This window comes from Nitrosospira sp. TNL300, from assembly GCF_055385915.1.
In genome coordinates this window covers 420,712-439,831 of the sequence record NZ_AP041005.1, presented here as the reverse complement: position 1 = coordinate 439,831, position 19,120 = coordinate 420,712, and the positions used below count along the sequence as shown (strand labels likewise).

The 19,120-nt window shown below is 54.8% G+C and carries 14 protein-coding genes; 12 read left to right on the top strand and 2 right to left on the bottom strand.

Annotated features, from left to right (window positions below; genetic code table 11):
• Positions 1-3 precede the first annotated feature (3 nt).
• A complete protein-coding gene (locus ACZ5BW_RS01980) occupies positions 4-261 on the top strand; it encodes an acyl carrier protein (RefSeq protein WP_464542020.1) in 258 nt (85 codons plus the stop codon).
• A gap of 107 nt (positions 262-368) precedes the next feature.
• Here the strand turns inward: ACZ5BW_RS01980 and ACZ5BW_RS01975 are convergent, their stop codons facing one another.
• On the bottom strand, positions 369-2,915 hold the full coding sequence (locus tag ACZ5BW_RS01975) for a DNA topoisomerase III (protein WP_464542018.1): 2,547 nt from the start codon (positions 2,913-2,915) through the stop codon (positions 369-371).
• Between the two features lie 279 nt (positions 2,916-3,194).
• The gene (gene dprA, locus ACZ5BW_RS01970) at positions 3,195-4,313 is read right to left on the bottom strand and encodes a DNA-processing protein DprA (protein WP_464542016.1); all 1,119 of its coding nucleotides are present in this window, start codon (positions 4,311-4,313) and stop codon (positions 3,195-3,197) included.
• Positions 4,314-4,590: 277 nt separating this feature from the next.
• Between dprA and def the strand changes: the two genes are divergently transcribed.
• The 11 genes from def to fba all read left to right on the top strand — a co-directional run bounded on the left by def (position 4,591) and on the right by fba (position 18,933).
• Positions 4,591-5,094 carry a peptide deformylase gene (def, locus tag ACZ5BW_RS01965; RefSeq protein ID WP_464542013.1) on the top strand — a complete coding sequence of 168 codons (504 nt, stop codon included), beginning with the start codon at positions 4,591-4,593 and terminating at the stop codon, positions 5,092-5,094.
• A 211-nt stretch (positions 5,095-5,305) separates the two neighbouring features.
• Positions 5,306-6,244 (top strand): methionyl-tRNA formyltransferase, encoded by a 939-nt coding sequence (fmt, locus tag ACZ5BW_RS01960; RefSeq protein WP_464542011.1) that lies wholly within the window; start codon positions 5,306-5,308, stop codon positions 6,242-6,244.
• Complete coding sequence (gene rsmB, locus ACZ5BW_RS01955; protein WP_464542009.1) at positions 6,241-7,569, top strand: 16S rRNA (cytosine(967)-C(5))-methyltransferase RsmB; 1,329 nt, start codon at positions 6,241-6,243, stop codon at positions 7,567-7,569. Before fmt ends, rsmB begins: the two co-directional genes overlap by 4 nt.
• Complete coding sequence (locus ACZ5BW_RS01950; protein ID WP_464542006.1) at positions 7,547-8,164, top strand: DUF4390 domain-containing protein; 618 nt, start codon at positions 7,547-7,549, stop codon at positions 8,162-8,164. Before rsmB ends, ACZ5BW_RS01950 begins: the two co-directional genes overlap by 23 nt.
• Positions 8,164-10,395 (top strand): sensor histidine kinase, encoded by a 2,232-nt coding sequence (locus ACZ5BW_RS01945; protein WP_464543749.1) that lies wholly within the window; start codon positions 8,164-8,166, stop codon positions 10,393-10,395. Before ACZ5BW_RS01950 ends, ACZ5BW_RS01945 begins: the two co-directional genes overlap by 1 nt.
• A gap of 58 nt (positions 10,396-10,453) precedes the next feature.
• Positions 10,454-11,704, top strand: coding sequence for a sigma-54-dependent transcriptional regulator (locus ACZ5BW_RS01940; RefSeq protein ID WP_464542004.1), 1,251 nt, complete (start codon positions 10,454-10,456; stop codon positions 11,702-11,704).
• Positions 11,705-11,842: 138 nt separating this feature from the next.
• Positions 11,843-13,858 (top strand): transketolase, encoded by a 2,016-nt coding sequence (gene tkt, locus ACZ5BW_RS01935; RefSeq protein WP_464542002.1) that lies wholly within the window; start codon positions 11,843-11,845, stop codon positions 13,856-13,858.
• 79 nt (positions 13,859-13,937) lie between these two features.
• Positions 13,938-14,939 (top strand): type I glyceraldehyde-3-phosphate dehydrogenase, encoded by a 1,002-nt coding sequence (gap, locus tag ACZ5BW_RS01930; protein WP_464542000.1) that lies wholly within the window; start codon positions 13,938-13,940, stop codon positions 14,937-14,939.
• A gap of 129 nt (positions 14,940-15,068) precedes the next feature.
• Positions 15,069-16,256 carry a phosphoglycerate kinase gene (locus ACZ5BW_RS01925; protein WP_464541998.1) on the top strand — a complete coding sequence of 396 codons (1,188 nt, stop codon included), beginning with the start codon at positions 15,069-15,071 and terminating at the stop codon, positions 16,254-16,256.
• 57 nt (positions 16,257-16,313) lie between these two features.
• Positions 16,314-17,768, top strand: coding sequence for a pyruvate kinase (pyk, locus tag ACZ5BW_RS01920; RefSeq protein WP_464541996.1), 1,455 nt, complete (start codon positions 16,314-16,316; stop codon positions 17,766-17,768).
• 100 nt (positions 17,769-17,868) lie between these two features.
• On the top strand, positions 17,869-18,933 hold the full coding sequence (gene fba, locus ACZ5BW_RS01915) for a class II fructose-bisphosphate aldolase (RefSeq protein ID WP_074705074.1): 1,065 nt from the start codon (positions 17,869-17,871) through the stop codon (positions 18,931-18,933).
• Positions 18,934-19,120 lie beyond the last annotated feature (187 nt).

Below are 19,120 nucleotides of genomic sequence, written 5' to 3'. Positions count from 1 at the left end.
GATATGGACACAGCGGAGATTGAAGCAAAGGTCGTACAATTCATTGCCACAAAAGTCGAGAATATCGATGCTTCCACTATCAACCGGTCTTCAAAATTTGAAGAGCTTGGGCTCGACTCCATGGATACGATCCAGCTTCTGTTTGACGCTGAAGATGCGTTTGGCATCAATTTCGATAGCGAGGAAGCAAAGGGATTCAGCACCGTAGGAGATATCGTCTCCTATATCGAAACCCATCAGCCCTCAGCAGCCTCCCAATAAAGGATGAGCGTTACGCAATCACGCTCTTTCCCTCTTCTTTCATTCTCTCAGTCCTCCGATCTCCCGACACGGGTCTTCACGAAGCAGGCTGCGCTCCACTGCCCTTCTCACCTCGTTTTCGCGGAGAGGGTTTTTTTCAATGGCGCAGCCCTCGCCCTCGATTTCGACACCTTTGCTTCCTCCGTCTCTGCCGGGGTTTTAACCTTTGCCTCCTTCACTTCGAACTCGAACCCGATTTTTCCGTCCTTGCCGGCAACGAGATAGGCTGAAAACGGCCTGCCCTTCTTGGAAATAAACTTTGTCAGCAAATCCGTTTTGCCGGTTTGCAACAGTTTCATAACCTGCTCGCGCTCGAGCGGTCGCGAGAGAATGATTTTCCCTATTCTAAAGCTGCACGTGTGCGCAGAACCGAGCGATTTTTCGCACAGGTAGCTCATGCCGTGATCGAATACACGGCCGCTGCAGCGGGGACACTTTCCGAGCGGTTCCTGCCCGGAAAAATCAACCTCTTCGGCATCCTGCTCCCCGTCTGCGCCGAAATCGAACTTCATTTCGAACTCATCAGTCAGTTTGATGTTGGCGTTGAACAACCGTCCCATCTTGCTCCGAAAACCCTGGAGAGGTCCCACCTCGCGCCGGGTAATGAGTTGTTCCATTTCCGCCGTTTCAAATTGTCGTCCCGCCAGAATTTTCCATAGCGCGAAATCACATTTCTGGCACTGAAATTTTTTATATGTCTCCTGAATCACGCCGCCGCATTTCGGACAGGGCGACTTGAGCGTCGAAAAATCTCCACTGATGGTTTCACCGCGATGACTTTTTGCCTGTTGTACGATATGGCTCGTCATCTCCGCGATTTCCGCCATGAACTTGTTGCGTTCGAGCTTTCCCTGTTCAATCTGGCGCAGCTTGTATTCCCAGTCCCCCGTCAGTTCAGGCGAAGTGAGTTCCGGTACTTTCAACCCGCGCAACAGGGTGATGAGGGAAAAGGCCTTGGCAGTAGGATGCAGTTCCCGTCCCACACGCTGGATGTAGTTTTCCGATACCAAGCCTTCGATAATGGCCGCACGTGTCGCCGGCGTGCCGAGTCCCTTTGCGCTCATGGCTTCCCGCAGTTCTTCATCTTCCACCCATTTACCCGCGCCTTCCATGGCGGACAACAGCGTGGCTTCATTGAATCGGGGGGGCGGCCGGGTCTGGTTCGAAGCAACCTCAATTTCCTCGGCGATCACCGATTCACCCGGCTCCAGCTTGACCAGAGTCGAACTGTCCTCTGTGCCCGAAGGCTGCGCCTCCTTGCCGTAAACGGCCTGCCAGCCGGGATTGACCAGGACCTTGCCTTCCGTCTTGAAGGGCTCGTTCTCCACTCGCGTGATACGGGTGGTAACGAGAAATTCAGCCGCTGGATAAAATATCGCGAGAAAACGCTTGACAACAAGATCGTACAGTTTTGACTCCACCTCGTTCAAACCCCGGGCTTCAATGGTCGTAGGAATGATCGCAAAGTGGTCGGAGATTTTTGCATTGTTGAATATACGTTTATTGGGTTTCACCCAGCCCGCTTTGAGAATCTGCCCGGCAAATGTGCTGTACCTCGTATTTTCTAGAGAACCCAGGGTTTCCTGGACGGTAGCAATATAATCCTCCGGCAGAGCCCGCGAGTCCGTGCGTGGATAAGTCAACACCTTATGCTTTTCATATAATGCCTGTGCCAGTGCGAGCGTAGTCTTGGCGGAAAAGCCGAAACGGCCGTTGGCGTCGCGCTGCAAACTGGTAAGGTCATAGAGCAAAGGGCAGGTTTCGGTAGCAGGCTTACATTCTTCGGTGACGACGCCGAATTTGCCGAGGCACTTGGCGCGGATAGCTTCCGCAGTCGCGTGATCCCATAGTCGCTCCGGTTTTTGCTCATTGTCTTTTTTGGCTTTCGTGAACGACTCGTCGAACCAGCGACCCTTATAGCTTCCTTCCCGGACGGAAAACGTTGCATGCACTTCCCAGTAGCTGCGAGGGACAAATTTCTTGATGATGTCCTCGCGCTCGATCAGAATCGCCAATGTAGGAGTTTGTACACGTCCCACCGTGGTTTTATGGAAGCCGCCTTCCTGCGAATTGAATGCGGTCATGGCGCGTGTGCCGTTTATGCCCACCAGCCAGTCAGCTTCCGAGCGGCTTACCGCTGCTTCCGCCAATGGCCACACGTCCTCATCATCCAGCAGCTTATTGAAACCCTCCCGGATGGAAGTGGGCGTCATCGATTGCAGCCATAGTCGTTTAACCGGTTTTCTGGTTCCAACATGGCGAGTGATGTAGCGAAAAATCAGTTCCCCTTCCCGGCCTGCATCGCAAGCATTGATCAGCGCGTCCACATCCTTCCGCTTGATGAGCCTGGTCAGAAGCTTCAGCCGCGATTCGGTTTTCTCGATGGGATTGAGGTCAAAATGCGGTGGAATGACAGGCAGATTCGTAAAGCTCCATTTCCCTCGCTTGACTTCGTGTTCAGGAGGAACCGCGAGCTCAAGCAAGTGCCCTACGGCAGACGACACGACATATTCATCGTTCTCGAAGTAATCGGTATGTTTCGTGAATCCGCCCAGGACACGCGCAATGTCTGCGGCAACAGAAGGCTTCTCGGCAATGATTAAAGTTTTACCCATGAAACTCCTGTAAATGTCGCGCACCTCCACGCGATTCATCAGCATAACAGGTGGCAGGCAAAAATAGATAGCACTGCCAGCGACCCGGAACCAAAAACGTCATCATGATAGGAATGCCCGAAAACAGGCAAGCTGAACAGAAAAACAGCCATGCTTCTCCGCACGGAATCATGCCTTCCGCACCGGTCGCTGCAGCTTTTGCAATTTCTTCCGGCCCCGCGTTACCTCCTCCAGACTTGGTTATCACATGGAAACCGTACACACCTCGAACACCGTAACCTACCGGAGCCGCTGGTAACGCCCGCCGGGAAGACTGGCGATTATGCCGTCCAGTTCAAGCGTCAACAGCATCGCCGATACCGTTTCTACCGTCAAGCCGCTACGAATGCAGAGGGTATCGACATCGATGATGTCGTGGCTGAGGTGTTTCAACAGCAAAAATTCTTCTCTTGCAGCCTCATCACATTCCGGAATGAGGGCGGGAGCTCCAGGTAGGCAGCCGAACTCCTCCAGAATATCCCCTGCGCTTTCCACCAGCTTGGCGCCCTGCTTGATGAGTGCATGGCATCCCCTGGACAAGGGCGAGTGGATGGAGCCCGGAATGGCGAATACTTCGCGCCCCTGCTCCAACGCCTGTCGCGCGGTGATAAGAGAACCGCTCTGCACCGCAGCCTCGACCACAAGGCACCCCCTGCTCAGGCCACTGATGATGCGATTGCGACGCGGAAAATTGCTGCCGATGGGAGGCGTACCCAGCGGAAACTCGGAGACAAGCGCACCCTTTTCCGCCAACTCATGCGCCAGCTTGCGATGGCTTGCGGGATAAACGATATCCAGTCCGGTACCCACCACGGCAACACTCCCTGCCCTTCCTCGCAGCCCTCCACGATGTGCTGCGGCATCCACGCCGAGCGCCATGCCACTGGCGATGCAAAACCCCGCATTGCTCGCTGCCTCGGCAAAAGCTTCTGCATTGGAAAGACCTTGGGGCGTAGCATTCCGGCTGCCGACAATGGCAAGCATTGGTGTGTTCAGCAAACCACGTCTTCCTTTGACGTAGAGAAGCGGCGGAGGATCGGGGATATTGAGTAACAGTGCGGGATAATCCGGATCTGCCAGAGTGATGACGGAATTCTGCGGGTCTTCCAGCCATCTGAGCGAAGCGCCCAGCTTTTGCGGGTCAGCTCCCCCGATAATGCTGTGCGCCACCTTCCTTTTAACCACGCGTTCCAATGAAGCCATGCTCGCCGAAAGAATTGCAGCGGGACTGCCAAAAACCGCAAGCAGACACCTCGTCGACTCGTCACCCAGGCCATCGATCAAATCCAGAGCAAGCCAGGATTCGATATCCGGTTCGATATTCCGCTGCGAAATTACCTGGTCAGGTATTGATGACATGGCCTTTTCATCCCGTAACTGCGGCCGGTGGTCTTCATTCCTTCACCACTGCAGAACTCATGGTGATCAACCTGGAGGCAAATCTCCGATTACCGTCATGACAGGACAATCTGATGAGATATAGGAACTTAGCAGTGATTGAAGGTCGGAGAAAAGAAGGTTGCGTAAATCAGGATATAATATATCCGAAGGAATCCTGCGAGGGTGCGGCGGACGATCCGCTATCAGGCATCGCCTTGAATTTTGCATTCAGTTTCTTTTATGTTCAAGCCTTTTTATGGCGTTATTAAAAATATTGCAATATCCTGACGAACGGTTGCACACCATTGCGGCCCCGGTTCCCGAAGTCACCGATGAAATACGCGTCCTGGTGCAGGATATGGCGGAAACCATGTACGCCGCTCCGGGAGTCGGGTTGGCTGCCACTCAGGTGGATGTGCACAAGCGCGTTATCGTAATCGATATTTCCAATACCCAGGACCAGCTGCTTGTGCTGATCAATCCGGAAATCACCGCACGCGACGGAGAATCGGACTATGAGGAAGGCTGTCTGTCCGTACCTGGCATATTTGGCAAGGTACAGCGTGCTGCGCAGATTACCGTTGAAGCACTGAACAAGAACGGCGAGCCCTTCACGCTGGATGCCGACGGCCTTTTGGCGGTATGTATCCAGCATGAAATGGACCACCTGCTGGGAAAAGTATTTGTGGAGTATTGGTCACAGATGAAGCAATCGAGGATTCAGGCAAAATTCCGGAAACAGCGCCGAAAGGTGATGTAGCAGACCGCGTAAAAATTTATATCTTTATTGTGCGTCTCTTGCAAGCTTTTGGTACATTCCACGGCGCATTTCCCTGTTTCCACAGCAACCCCAATGCAACCCGCAATGCGAGATTATCCGGAGAGTTTGCTGACCGGCGCTGGCAGCGGGAAGGGGATGCGAACACTGACAGCCCTTTCTTGCGGTCGAGCGCCTGCTTCTGCCTATCCCCATGAGAATCATTTTTGCCGGAACGCCTCCTTTCGCCGCTGTCGCGCTTGAAGCGCTGGCAGATGCCGGACACGAAATTGCACTGGTGCTGACCCAGCCGGATCGCCCTGCCGGAAGAGGCATGAAAAATGTTCCCAGTGCAGTGAAGTTACTGGCGCAAAAGCACGGGTTTGATCTGCTGCAACCCTCCTCCCTCAGCCAACCCGAGTTGCATGCGCAACTCGATGCCATCGGGGCGGATATCATGATTGTCGCCGCGTATGGATTGATTCTGCCTTTCTCCGTTCTGAATATTCCGAAACTTGGCTGCGTCAACATTCATGCCTCGTTACTGCCCAGATGGCGCGGAGCAGCTCCGATCGAACGCGCGATTCTGGCGGGAGACCGGGAAACAGGAATTACGATCATGCAAATGGATCGCGGTCTCGATACCGGCCCCATTCTGCTGGTACGAAGTATTACAATCGCAAAGGAGGATACTGCCGGAACATTGCATGAAAAGCTTGGGCAACTGGGAGCGTCCTGTATCGTAGAGGTGCTGGCTTTGTTGCAGCAAGGAAAAATTATCGCCACTCCCCAGAATGATCTGGCGGCGACATACGCCTCCAAACTGGAAAAGGTGGAAGCCGAAATTGACTGGCGGATGGATGCTGAAAACATTGATCGCGCAGTGAGGGCCTTTAATCCTCGTCCTGGCATGCATTCCACCGTGAATGGAATTTCCATGAAAGTGTGGCAGGCCAGCGTAGATACTGCAGAGGCAGATGAAAAACCGGGGGAAATCGTTGCAGTAAGGCCAGACGGAATTGTCGTTGCATGCGGCAAGCATGCCTTGGTATTGGAGATCGTGCAAAAATCCGGAGGTAAAAAATTAAGGTCCGCTGAATTCCTTCTGGGGCATTCTCTGCAGCGGGGCGATCGTTTTGAAAGCCGGGAATGATCAGGACCCAGCGCCTGGCCGCCACCGCTGTTGAAAGAGTGCTGAGCGGCGCGAGTCTGACAACCGTTTTGCAGGAAACCTGGCGCAGCCACAGCGGCCTCTCTGACCAGCAGCGCGGTGCGATTCAGGATTTAAGCTATGGCGTACTGCGCTTTTATGGTCAACTGGACATATTGCTTGGCTTATTGCTGAACAAGCCACTGAAGGATCAGGGTTTGCGCTACCTGCTGCTGGTGGGACTGTATCAGCTTCAATACAGCAAAACAGCGCCGCATGTCGTAGTGGACAGCGCGGTATCCGCTTCCTGCAGTCCCTCGATCGATAGCAGGAATAGCAGGAACACGCGGGATCCTCGGCATGCGAAAAGTGTAGGCGGACTGGTCAATGCGATATTGCGCAACTTCTTGCGCAAACGTCCTGCTCTGCTTGAACAAACGGCGGCAACCGATGTAGGAAGGTATTCTCATCCACAATGGTGGATCGACAGACTCCATGCGCAATATCCCTCACGCTATCAGGCTGTACTGGAAACTGCCAATCGACGGCCGCCCATGGCGCTCAGGGTCAATCGGCGGAGAACAAACGTTGAAGCCTATCAGAACCTGCTGCACAATGCCGGACTGAATGCCCGGCGACCGGAAAACGACTGGACAGAAGAGGCGCTTGAACTATCTCACCCCGTCCCAGTGGAAAAACTGCCGGGATTCGGTCAAGGCCTGGTATCAGTTCAGGATGTGGCCGCCCAAATGGCAGCGCCGTTACTATACCCCCAGAGCGGAATGCGCGTGCTGGACGCCTGCGCTGCGCCTGGCGGGAAAAGCGCTCATCTGCTTGAGTTGGCCGATCTGGAATTGATCGCAGTTGACAATGATGGCGAGCGGGTAGAACGGCTAAAGCAGAATTTCACTCGTCTCGGCCTCAAGCCTTATCGCATCATTCAGGGCGACGCCACGCACCCGGAGGAGTGGTGGGATGGAAGGCCATTCGATCGCATCCTGGCTGATGTCCCCTGTTCTGCGTCCGGGGTGGCGCGGCGTCATCCCGACATCAAATGGCTGCGGCGCGAAAGCGACCTGGCGCAGTTTGCCGAGATACAACGTAAAACGCTGGATGCCCTTTGGCAAACCCTGGTCAAAGGCGGCAAATTGCTCTATGTCACCTGTTCCATATTCGCAGAGGAAAACGGTCTTCAGGTGGAAAGCTTCCTGAATCATCACCCCGACGCTCGTCTGCTGCCCTTTTCCGTGCCAGAAATAGTCGACGGGCAGTTGTTGCCGGATCCCCATCACGACGGTTTTTTTTATGCATTGCTTGAAAAGCTCTGATTTCCTGGCGCGTCTCCTACGCATGACAGCGGCAATGCTGCTGCTTGTGCTCATAGGACAGGCATCCAGCGCACATGCGGAAGCACGCATAGAAATCAAGTCGGTCAGAATCAAACCAGTGGAAGGCGTCTACGAGTTTGACGCCGATTTCCAGATCACTCTCAATCACAAACTGGAGCACGCACTGGAGAAGGGTATTGTGCTTTATTTTGTCACGGAGCTCGGCCTGGTGAACTCACGCTGGTACTGGTTCGATAAAAGAGTAGGCTATAGCAGGGTACGCGAAGGGTTGAGCTACTACGCACTGACCCGCCAGTATCGCCTGACGCGAGGGGCATTGTCACAGAGCTTCGGTTCGCTCAACGACGCGTTACAGGCGTTGAGCCGCGTGCGGGACCGGCCGATCAACGCGAGTGAAGAATTGATCCCGGACGCGGAATATACCGTGGAATTGCGCATGCGTCTCGACATAGCGGCGCTGCCCAAGCCGTTCCAGGTGGAAACGCTTGGCTCCCGGGAATGGGATCTTGGTTCCGGTACTTTGCGATGGGATACCCGCCTACCCCCCCAGAAGCTGCAGGACAGCAGCAAATGATGAAATACCTCATCATCGCCGGCGTGGTGCTGGGGGCGATCATGCTGTTCCTGCTCGCGAGCGCTGGCGCCGATACCGGGCTCTTTGACCGTAAATACAGGCTTCTGATCAGGCTCAACGCCGGGTTGGTGCTGTTCCTCATGGCAATCGTCGGATACCTGCTATGGAGGCTCAGACGCAGGCTTCAGGCAGGCGTATTCGGTTCCAGGCTGGCGCTGCGCCTGTTGCTGATCTTCTCGCTGATGGCGGTGCTCCCGGGTGTCCTGGTCTATAGCATATCAGTCCAATTTCTGGGAAAAAGCATCGAATCGTGGTTCGACGTAAAAGTGGATCGCGCTCTGGAAGGCGGATTGGAACTGGGACGCACCATTCTCGACAGCCGGCTGGAAGATCTGCACAGAAAAGCCGATCTCGCTGCGCTTGCATTATCCGAGCAAACGGGGCCCTTGCGGCCGGCATTGAACCAGCTCGTTCATCAAACGCAGGTGCGGGAAGCAGTCCTGTTTGATCACGAAGGTAACGTCGTTGCATTTGCACGTGCGGACACGAGTGAAACCGTACCTGACGTGCTCAGCACGACGTCAATGCATCAGATCAGGACGGAGAACGGGTACAGCACGATTGAATCAATTCCCGGCGAGGGTTTGTACCTGAAGGTATGGTCACCTATCGATGTTCCCGGCGTAAGAAACAATACGCGCATTCTGCAGTTGACGCAGCCCGTGCCGAAACAACTGGCAGAAGACGCGGAAATAGTACAGGCAGCCTATCGGGACTACCAGGAATTGCTGCTGTCGCGCGAAGGTCTCAAACACCTCTACGGGGTGACCCTGACGCTCGCACTGCTGCTTGCGCTTTTCTCTGCCCTGGCCGCCGCATTCCTGATCAGCGAGCGGCTCAGCGCGCCCCTAGGAATGCTGGCGGAGGGCACGCGAGCAGTGGCACAGGGCGACTTCAGCAGACGTCATCCGGTACGGAGCCGCGACGAACTTGGCGTACTGACCGAATCATTCAATCTCATGACTCAGCAGCTGGAGGAAGCGCGGATAACTGCCCAGCACAATCAGCAGGAAGTGGAAAGTGCGCGGGCTTATCTGGAAAATATCCTGGCCAATCTTTCCTCGGGCGTCCTGGTATTCGATGAAAGCCTGCGCTTGCGCACAGCCAATCTGAGCGCGGAGCAAATCCTGAACGTTCCACTGCCCGGCCTGGAAGGATTGACGATCGAGGAATGCGCGATGCGTGAATCCGGGTTGAACGCTTTCGCATATGGAATTCTGGAAGGATTTCACCCGGAAATAAAGGGCGAGTGGCAGCGCCAGGTGGAGCGAACGAGAGAGGGCACGCGTCAGGTCCTGCTGCTACGAGGAACATGGCTGGCGCATGTGCCGGGCGGAGGAGGCGTCGTCGTGTTCGACGACATCACCCATCTGCTGGAAGCTCAGCGCGCAGCAGCCTGGGGAGAGGTGGCGCGGCGTCTGGCGCATGAGATAAAGAATCCCTTGACCCCGATACAACTGTCCGCCGAACGCATACAGCACAAGCTTGCCGCGAAGCTGAATGACAATGATGCTCAAATTCTGCAGCGTTCCACCGAAACGATTGTCAATCAGGTGGAAGCGCTCAAAAGGATGGTCAATGAATTCAGCGAATACGCGCGCGCCCCTGAACCCGAATTTCACCTTCTGGATTTCAATGCGCTGGTACGGGAAGTGCTCGCCTTATATGAAAGCCCAGCCACAGCAGCGCCGGATAATCGGCAACCGCACATCGATCTGGTTCTGGCGCCCGACCTGCCGATGATGAAAGGGGACTCCGCGCGACTGCGCCAGGTGATACACAATCTCCTGCAGAATGCCCAGGATGCGCTGGCCGGTTTGGCTCAACCCGCAATCATGATACAAACGGAAACCCTGTCCTCAGGAATACGTTTCACCGTCAGCGATAACGGCGGGGGATTTCCTGAACAGGTGAGAGCACGGGTATTTGAACCCTATGTGACAACAAAACCGAAAGGAACCGGACTCGGTCTTCCCATTGTAAAAAAGATAATCGAAGAACACAGGGGAACGATTCAGATTGAAAATATGCAGCCGCACGGTGCGCGTATTTCAATCATACTCCCCGTCTCGCCGGACAAGCTCGTGGTTTCTCTCAAGGATAGATGGCTCCGACCGATCGCGGCCAAACCTGCGCTTTCACTTTTCTGTGAAATGCAGTCAAAAGAATGAGAGGTAAGGCTTGACGTTCAATTTCATTTCCGTGGCAAGCAAATCCATTCCTGGAATTATGAGCAACAATACGATACTGATCGTCGACGATGAAATCGGCATCCGCGAGCTTTTGTCCGAAATCCTGCGCGATGAGGGTTATCGCGTCGCCCTCGCGGAAAATGCCGCACAGGCGCGCGCGTGGCGGAAACAGGCTCGTCCTGATCTGGTATTGCTGGATATCTGGATGCCGGATACTGATGGCATCACCCTGCTGAAAGAATGGGTCAGCAGCGGACTTCTCACCATGCCCGTTGTAATGATGTCAGGGCATGGCACAATCGACACCGCGGTAGAAGCCACGCGTATGGGGGCAGCGGCCTATCTCGAAAAACCGGTACCGCTGCAAAAACTGCTGAGCACAGTCGGCCGCGCATTGCGCAGCGGACAGGCCAAGCCACGCATGACGCTTCCCCTGGCGAGCCTGGGACGCGGGGCGCTGATTACAGACCTGAAAAGACGACTGGAACAGGTTGCCAGCCTCACGACACCGGTGCTGCTCATAAGTGAACCGGGGACTGGCGTGGAGCTGTGTGCCCGCTTTCTGCACCAGCCGAATACACCATGGGTAGAACCCGATACCCTCGCCGCCCTGTCGAATGCTCCGTTTGAGTTACTTGAACAGGCAAAAGGAGGATTGCTTTTTCTCAAGGAGATCGGCGAACTCAACAAACTGGCGCAAAAAGGACTGCTGCTGCTGCTGGGCAAGCTGGAAAGATACAGTGTCCGGCTCGTATGCGTGACCTCCATGCCGCTTGCCAGCCTGGCGGCCCAAGGGGTCTACGACCCAAGGCTGTATGAGATGCTGAGCGGACTTTGCATTAACGTGCCTGCATTGAGGGAGCATCGGGAAGACATTCCCGAGCTCGCGACCCAGATACTCTCGCGTTACATCGAATCGGGAGACGTCCCGTTGCGACAATTCAGCACCGCTGCCCTCAACTGCCTGCGAAATCACGACTGGCCGGGAAATCTCTCACAACTGACAGGCGCAGTGCATACCCTCGCACTGACCTGCACCAGCGATGAAATATCGGCAGAAGACGTAAAGCAGATGCTGGCCCCTTCCTCGCCTTCACAGGCAGTGGGAGGCATTCCGCTCGACATACCGTTGCGTGAAGCGCGGGACATGTTCGAAAAAACGTATTTTGAACAGCTTATCGAGCAGGAAAACGGCAATATGACCCGAGTGGCGGAACGCGCCGGCCTGGAGCGCACCCATCTGTACCGCAAACTCAAACTGCTCGGTATCAGACTGCGCGGCAATTGAGATTCATTCTCTACGATCGAGCTTGTCATATTGTCTGACATCCTATCTTAAGCGATAATAATGGTTTTGCCGACCCGCACCGCTACTTGAGCGGTGTTTTTGTGTGCGTATAAATTGTTGAGCTAGGAGTCCATGTTCATGGGAACATTTCGAGATTTTGAAGCGCCGGTATTCAAGAACCTGACCAGCGCCATTCGTGCACTGGCGATGGATGCCGTGCAAAAAGCCAACTCGGGGCATCCGGGAATGCCTATGGGCATGGCTGAGATCGCTGAGGTATTGTGGATACATCACCTACGCCATAATCCGGCAAATCCGAAGTGGGCCGACCGTGACCGCTTCGTTTTGTCAAATGGACATGGATCCATGCTCATCTACGCCCTGCTGCACCTCACGGGCTACGATTTGCCGATGGAGGAAATCAAGCGCTTCCGTCAGCTTCATTCCAAGACTCCCGGCCATCCGGAATATGGTTATACACCGGGCGTCGAGACGACCACAGGTCCGCTGGGCCAAGGGATCACCAATGCTGTGGGAATGGCTCTGGCAGAGAAAATACTTGCCTCGGAATTCAACCGTCCCGGCTTCGATATCGTCAATCACCATACCTACGTATTCCTGGGCGATGGCTGTCTGATGGAAGGTATTTCCCATGAAGCCTGCTCGCTTGCAGGCACATTGGGATTGGGCAAGCTGATCTGTTTTTATGACGACAACGGTATTTCCATCGATGGACATGTAGAGGGCTGGTTCACAGACGACACGCCCAAACGCTTCGAAGCCTATGGCTGGCATGTTGTGCCGAATGTCAACGGACATGACCCGGTAGCGGTAGAAGCCGCCATCGAGGCAGCCAAACAGGCGGTGGACAAACCCTCCATGATCTGCTGCAAGACCGTGATCGGGATGGGCTCACCCAACAAGGCAAATACTCACGAGGTGCATGGCGCGGCGTTGGGCGACGTGGAAATAGCTGCTGCGCGTCCGCACATCGGCTGGAATCACCTGCCATTCGAAATCCCCGAGGATGTCTACCAGACCTGGGATGCGCGCGCAAAAGGGCAAAGACTGGAAGACGGCTGGAATCACAAGTTTGCGGAGTACGCTGCGAAATACCCGGCTGAGGCGGCTGAGTTCAGCCGGCGGATGGCAGGCGAACTGCCGGAGGGGTGGCAGGAGCACGTGGATGCACTGGTCGCCCGTGTTGATGCGAAGGAAGAAACCATTGCAAGCCGCAAGGCATCGCAGAATGCGATTGAAGGGCTGGCGCCCAAGTTGCCGGAACTGGTCGGCGGCTCGGCAGACCTGGCCGGATCGAATCTTACCCTCTGGTCGGGTTCAAAAGGCATCGTCCGGCAGGATGGCGGCAACTACGTATATTACGGCGTGCGCGAATTCGGCATGAGCGCCATCATGAACGGACTGGCGCTGCATGGAGGAATCATTCCTTACGGCGCCACCTTCCTCATGTTCTCGGAATATGCGCGAAATGCGCTTCGCATGGCTGCCCTGATGAAAATACGCTGCCTGTTCGTATTCACCCATGATTCCATCGGCCTGGGCGAAGATGGTCCTACGCACCAACCGGTGGAACAGACCGCGACATTACGCTACATCCCCAACATGGATGTATGGCGCCCGTGCGATACGGTTGAATCGACCGTTGCCTGGGCACGGGCAATCGATCGCAAGGACGGCCCCTCCACACTGATTTTCAGCCGCCAGAACCTTCCCTTTCAGAAACGCGAAGGGAACACGATCAAGCTGATCGACAAGGGCGGCTATATCCTGTCGGAAGCGTCTGACAACCAACCGCGGGCAGTCATCATTGCCACAGGTTCGGAAGTCGGCCTGGCGATGATGGCGCAAAAAGCGCTGGCCGAAACGGGAATTCATGTGCGCGTCGTTTCGATGCCCTGCACAAACGTATTCGACCGCCAGGATGTCGATTATAAGAACAGCGTGCTGCCCAAGGGTATAGGGCGCGTGGCGGTGGAAGCAGGCGTGACGGATTACTGGCGCAAGTATGTGGGTCTGGAGGGAGCAGTGGTCGGTATCGATACCTTCGGTGAGTCCGCGCCAGCTGGAGAGCTGTTCAAGCACTTCGGCATCACCGTAGAGAATGTGGTAAAGGCGGTAAACAGCGTCATTTAATTCTGACCAATTGCCAGCCGAAACGCGGAGGAAATTTTCTCCGCGCCGGGATTCTTTTTTTATCCAAGGAGTGTAAAACATGACAATCAAGGTCGGTATCAATGGATTTGGCCGTATCGGACGAATGGTTTTCCGCGCGGCAGTCCAGAATTTTCCGGATATTGAGGTCGTTGCCATCAATGATCTGCTTGAGCCCGACTACCTCGCCTATATGCTGCAGCATGATTCCGTGCATGGCCGTTTCAAGGGGGATGTTTCGATCGAAGACAGTACCCTCATTGTCAATGGCAAAAGAATACGGCTGACAGCGATTAAAGACCCGGCTGAACTGAAATGGGGAGAAGTCGGTGCTGAAGTCGTGGTTGAGTCGACCGGCCTTTTCCTCACCAAGGAAAGCTGTCAGAAACATATTGCCGCAGGCGCAAAGAAAGTCATCATGTCTGCGCCGTCGAAAGACGATACACCCATGTTCGTATATGGAGTGAATAACGATACGTATGACGGTCAGGCGATTATTTCCAACGCCTCATGCACCACGAACTGCCTCGCTCCCGTTGCAAAGGTACTGAACGACACCTTTGGCGTCAAACGCGGCCTGATGACGACGGTTCACGCCGCCACCGCAACCCAGAAGACGGTGGATGGTCCTTCCAACAAGGATTGGCGCGGTGGTAGGGGTATTCTGGAAAACATCATTCCCTCCTCTACCGGTGCGGCAAAAGCCGTTGGCAAGGTTATCCCGGAACTCAATACGAAGCTCACCGGCATGGCTTTTCGCGTTCCGACCTCTGATGTTTCCGTGGTGGATCTTACCGTTGAACTGGAGAAGGAAGCCAGCTACGAAGAAATCTGCGATGCCATGAAGAAGGCATCCGAGGGATCGATGAAAGGTGTGCTGGCCTATACGGACCAGAAGGTTGTTTCCACCGATTTTCGGGGCGAAAGCGCAACCTCGATCTTCGATGCGGAAGCGGGAATGGCTCTGGACGGCAATTTTGTAAAAGTGGTTTCCTGGTACGACAATGAGTGGGGCTACTCCAGCAAGATTCTGGAGATGGTCCGCGTTGTGGCCGGCAAGTAGCAGAGGACGAATTCGTCACAAGGGGAAGAAACCCGGGATCATTTTTCTTCCCCCCTGATCCCTGTCCTTCTCTTCAATTCATCATAAGGAATCTCAAACTTCCTTATGTCTTAAAACTTGGAGTTCCCAGTGTCCGTCATTAGAGTCACCGACCTTGATCTGAAAGGCAAGCGCGTGTTCATCCGCGCCGACCTCAATGTGCCCGTGAAAGATGGCAAAGTTACCTCCGACGCACGCATAAGCGCCTCCATGGGCACCATCGACTATTGCCTGAAGCAAGGCGGCAAAGTGATGGTTACCTCCCATCTGGGACGACCGGAAGAAGGCGTATGGTCAGAAGAAAACTCGCTCAAACCGGTAGCCGACAATATTTCCGAGCGTCTCGGCAAGCCCGTGCGCCTGGTCAAGGATTGGGTGGACGGCAACTTCGACGTTGCCGAAGGCGAACTGGTCATCCTCGAAAATTGCCGCTTCAATAAGGGGGAAAAGAAAAACGCGGATGAAACGGCGCAGAAATATGCAAGGCTGTGTGATGTGTTTGTGATGGATGCTTTTGGCACAGCGCATCGTGCCGAGGCGTCGACCTATGGCATTGCCAGATACGCTCCTGTTGCCTGCGCTGGCATTCTCCTTACAGAAGAGCTGGACGCGCTGACCAAGGCGTTGTTGGATCCAGCCCGTCCCATGGTGGCAATCGTCGGAGGCTCGAAGGTCTCGACAAAACTGACCGTCCTGGAATCCCTGTCGGAAAAAGTGGATCAACTGGTGGTGGGCGGCGGCATCGCCAATACCTTCCTCAAGGCGGCGGGAAAGAACGTTGGAAAATCCCTGTGTGAAGATGATCTGGTTCCCACCGCCAAAATGCTCATGGAAAAAATGACAAAGCGGAATGCGACCATTCCAATTGCCGTTGATGTTGTTGTCGGAAAAAAATTCGACGCCAGTGAACCGGCGGTATTGAAGGATGCAGGTGCGGTAACGGATGACGATATGATATTCGATATCGGCCCGAAGAGCGCCCGCGAGTTGTCGGACATCATCATGAAAGCCGGTACCGTAGTATGGAACGGCCCTGTCGGAGTGTTCGAGTTCGATCAGTTCGGTGAAGGCACCAAAACCATCGCCATGGCTATCGCCGATACCGACGCCTTTACCCTGGCAGGGGGAGGAGACACCATTGCCGCTATCCAGAAATACGATATTTATGACAAGGTTTCTTACATTTCCACTGCGGGTGGGGCCTTTCTGGAATTTCTGGAAGGCAAGAAGTTGCCTGCCGTGGAAATACTCGAACAGCGCGCAGCCGGCAGCAGATAGGCCCAGGTAGCGAAATATGCGGATTGATACGCCGATTCAACGCGTGCCCTCATCAGAATGATTCGAAGAACAAAAATCGTAGCAACACTCGGTCCGGCATCCCGAGATGCAAAGGTGCTGGAGCGGATGATAAACGCCGGCGTTGATGTAGTCCGTATCAACTTTTCCCATGGGACCAGGGAAGAGCATATCGAAGGTGCCGAGTTGGCGCGCTCCCTGGCACGCGCCGCTGGTCACGCGGTGGGTGTGCTGGCGGACCTGCAGGGGCCCAAGATTCGAATCGGCAAATTTGAAAATAATAAAATTCTGCTGAAAACGGGCGATCAATTCATACTCGACGCCGAATGCGAGCTTGGAAACCAGGAACGGGTGGGCCTGGATTACAAGGAATTGCCCAGCGATGTCGAGACCGGTGCAACGCTGATCCTGGATGATGGACGCATCGTGCTCGGCGTTTCCGAAGTCAAGGGAAGCCAGGTTTATTGCGTGGTTGAACAGGGTGGAATACTGTCCAACAACAAGGGAATCAACCGCAAAGGCGGCGGTCTGAGTGCGCCTGCCCTCACCGGCAAGGACGTGGAAGATATCCGGACGGCCGCAGCGCTTAAAGCCGATTATCTGGCGGTATCATTTCCCCGTTCTGGCGATGATATGCGCTGGGCGCGCGATGTAATGCGCGAGGCGGGCGGAAAAAGTTTATTGATGGCGAAGATCGAACGATCGGAAGCCATCTTGGCGCTGGATGACATTCTGGAGGCCTCCGATGCAATCATGGTTGCGCGCGGAGACCTTGCGGTAGAAGTAGGCGATGCAGTGGTGCCGGCATTGCAAAAACGGATGATCCGCACTGCCCGAACCAAGAACAAGCTGGTGGTAACCGCCACACAGATGATGGAGTCCATGGTCAGCAGTCCCATCCCCACCCGCGCGGAGGTATCGGATGTAGCAAATGCGGTACTGGATGGCACTGATGCGGTGATGCTGTCAGCGGAATCCGCCACAGGGCAATATCCCGTTGAAGCGGTTGCGGCAATGGCAAGGGTATGCCTGGAGGCGGAAAAGGAATACCTGGTAAGCAGTGAAAATCGACGGCTGCAGGGCGGCCTGCCCGATAATATCGAGGAAGCGATTGCCCGTGCGACCATGTTCACCGCAGGAGGATTGAAGATCAGAGCCATTGCGGCGCTTACGCAAAGCGGCAGGACCGTGTTGCTGATGTCGCGTAGGAGTTCCACCGTGCCCATATTCGCGTTGAGCCCGCAGGAGGATACACGGCGCAAGATGACGTTATTTCGCGGCGTGTATCCGGTCAAGTTCGGCGGAGGTTCGAACGACCCCGAAATCATCCTGAATCACGCCGAAAACGAGTTGCTCAGGCGTGGCGCGGTGCGTAATGGCGACCTGATCATCATGACCATCGGTGAACCGGTGGGTAAGGCAGGCGGCACCAATACCATGAAAATAGTGAAGGTCGGCGAGCACAGGAAGCAGGAACGGAAGGTGGAATCCTGAGCACGGCGCAGCAGATTTCGCCATCCCGGGTTTTTCACTGCCCGTGATTCACGGGGTCCCGGTGGCACCATATACTGATTCTAACTTTGAGGAGGTTCTAATGGCACTCGTATCATTGCGTCAACTTTTGGATCACGCGGCAGAAAATGGCTATGGCCTGCCCGCTTTCAACGTCAACAACCTGGAGCAGATTCACGCCATCATGCAGGCCGCGGATGAATGCGACAGCCCGGTGATCATGCAGGGCTCAGCAGGCGCGCGCAAATATGCTGGCGAGCCTTTTCTGCGCCATCTCATTGCTGCGGCCGTAGAGGCATATCCGCACATTCCCATCGTCATGCACCAGGACCACGGAGCTTCGCCAGCGGTTTGCGTCAATGCCATTCGCAGCGGTTTTTCCAGCGTCATGATGGATGGATCCCTGGAAGCGGATGCGAAGACGCCCTCTTCCTATGAATACAACGTTGAAGTCACAGGCAAGGTGGTGGAAATGGCACATGCAGTGGGTGTTTCCGTCGAGGGTGAACTCGGGTGTCTCGGTTCCCTGGAATCCGGCATGGGGGAAGCGGAAGATGGCCATGGCGCCGAAGGCAAGCTGTCTCATGATCAACTGCTGACCGATCCGGAGCAGGCAGCCGACTTCGTCAAGCAAACGGGCGTGGATGCGCTGGCAATCGCCATCGGCACCTCTCATGGCGCATACAAGTTTACGCGCAAGCCAACTGGAGATATTCTCGCCATCGAGCGCATAAAGGAAATTCATGCGCGCATCCCCAATACCCATCTGGTAATGCATGGCTCCAGTTCCGTGCCGCAGGATTGGCTCGACATCATCCGTGAATATGGTGGAGAGATGAAAGAAACCTATGGCGTTCCGGTCGAGGAAATCCAGGAAGGCATCAAATACGGCGTACGCAAGGTCAATATCGATACCGATATCCGGTTGGCAATGACCGGTGCGATACGTCGCCATCTTGCCAAGAACAAGAGCGAATTCGACCCGCGTAAATATCTCAAGGATGCGACTGCCGCAGCCAAGGACATTTGCAAGGCGCGCTTTGAAGCATTTGGCTGTGCAGGGCAGGCGGCCAAAATCAAACCTATCGCGCTGGACAACATGGCAGGCAAGTACGCGAAGGGGGAATTGAAGGCTGTCATCAAGTAATCAGGTAAACTGACAGTTCCACCAGTTCAACCGTCAGTACTGGTTTTATAAGCAACTGGAATTCGAACGAGATAAAAGGCGAACCAATACGGTTCGCCTTTTTATTACCGGAGGTTGAAGTGCCCGGTCGAATTGCTCGAACTTCCAAAGCTGCCGGCTGGCCCCGATCTTGCACTTGCAATCACTA

Coding starts and splice junctions, on each gene's coding strand:
- rsmB (WP_464542009.1), top strand. CDS start 6,241: ATGATCAGGACCCAGCGCCTGGCCGCCACCGCTGTTGAAAGAGTGCTG.
- ACZ5BW_RS01940 (WP_464542004.1), top strand. CDS start 10,454: ATGAGCAACAATACGATACTGATCGTCGACGATGAAATCGGCATCCGC.
- pyk (WP_464541996.1), top strand. CDS start 16,314: ATGATTCGAAGAACAAAAATCGTAGCAACACTCGGTCCGGCATCCCGA.
- dprA (WP_464542016.1), bottom strand. CDS start 4,313: ATGTCATCAATACCTGACCAGGTAATTTCGCAGCGGAATATCGAACCG.
- ACZ5BW_RS01950 (WP_464542006.1), top strand. CDS start 7,547: ATGCATTGCTTGAAAAGCTCTGATTTCCTGGCGCGTCTCCTACGCATG.
- ACZ5BW_RS01980 (WP_464542020.1), top strand. CDS start 4: ATGGACACAGCGGAGATTGAAGCAAAGGTCGTACAATTCATTGCCACA.
- ACZ5BW_RS01975 (WP_464542018.1), bottom strand. CDS start 2,915: ATGGGTAAAACTTTAATCATTGCCGAGAAGCCTTCTGTTGCCGCAGAC.
- def (WP_464542013.1), top strand. CDS start 4,591: ATGGCGTTATTAAAAATATTGCAATATCCTGACGAACGGTTGCACACC.
- ACZ5BW_RS01945 (WP_464543749.1), top strand. CDS start 8,164: ATGAAATACCTCATCATCGCCGGCGTGGTGCTGGGGGCGATCATGCTG.
- fmt (WP_464542011.1), top strand. CDS start 5,306: ATGAGAATCATTTTTGCCGGAACGCCTCCTTTCGCCGCTGTCGCGCTT.
- fba (WP_074705074.1), top strand. CDS start 17,869: ATGGCACTCGTATCATTGCGTCAACTTTTGGATCACGCGGCAGAAAAT.
- gap (WP_464542000.1), top strand. CDS start 13,938: ATGACAATCAAGGTCGGTATCAATGGATTTGGCCGTATCGGACGAATG.
- tkt (WP_464542002.1), top strand. CDS start 11,843: ATGGGAACATTTCGAGATTTTGAAGCGCCGGTATTCAAGAACCTGACC.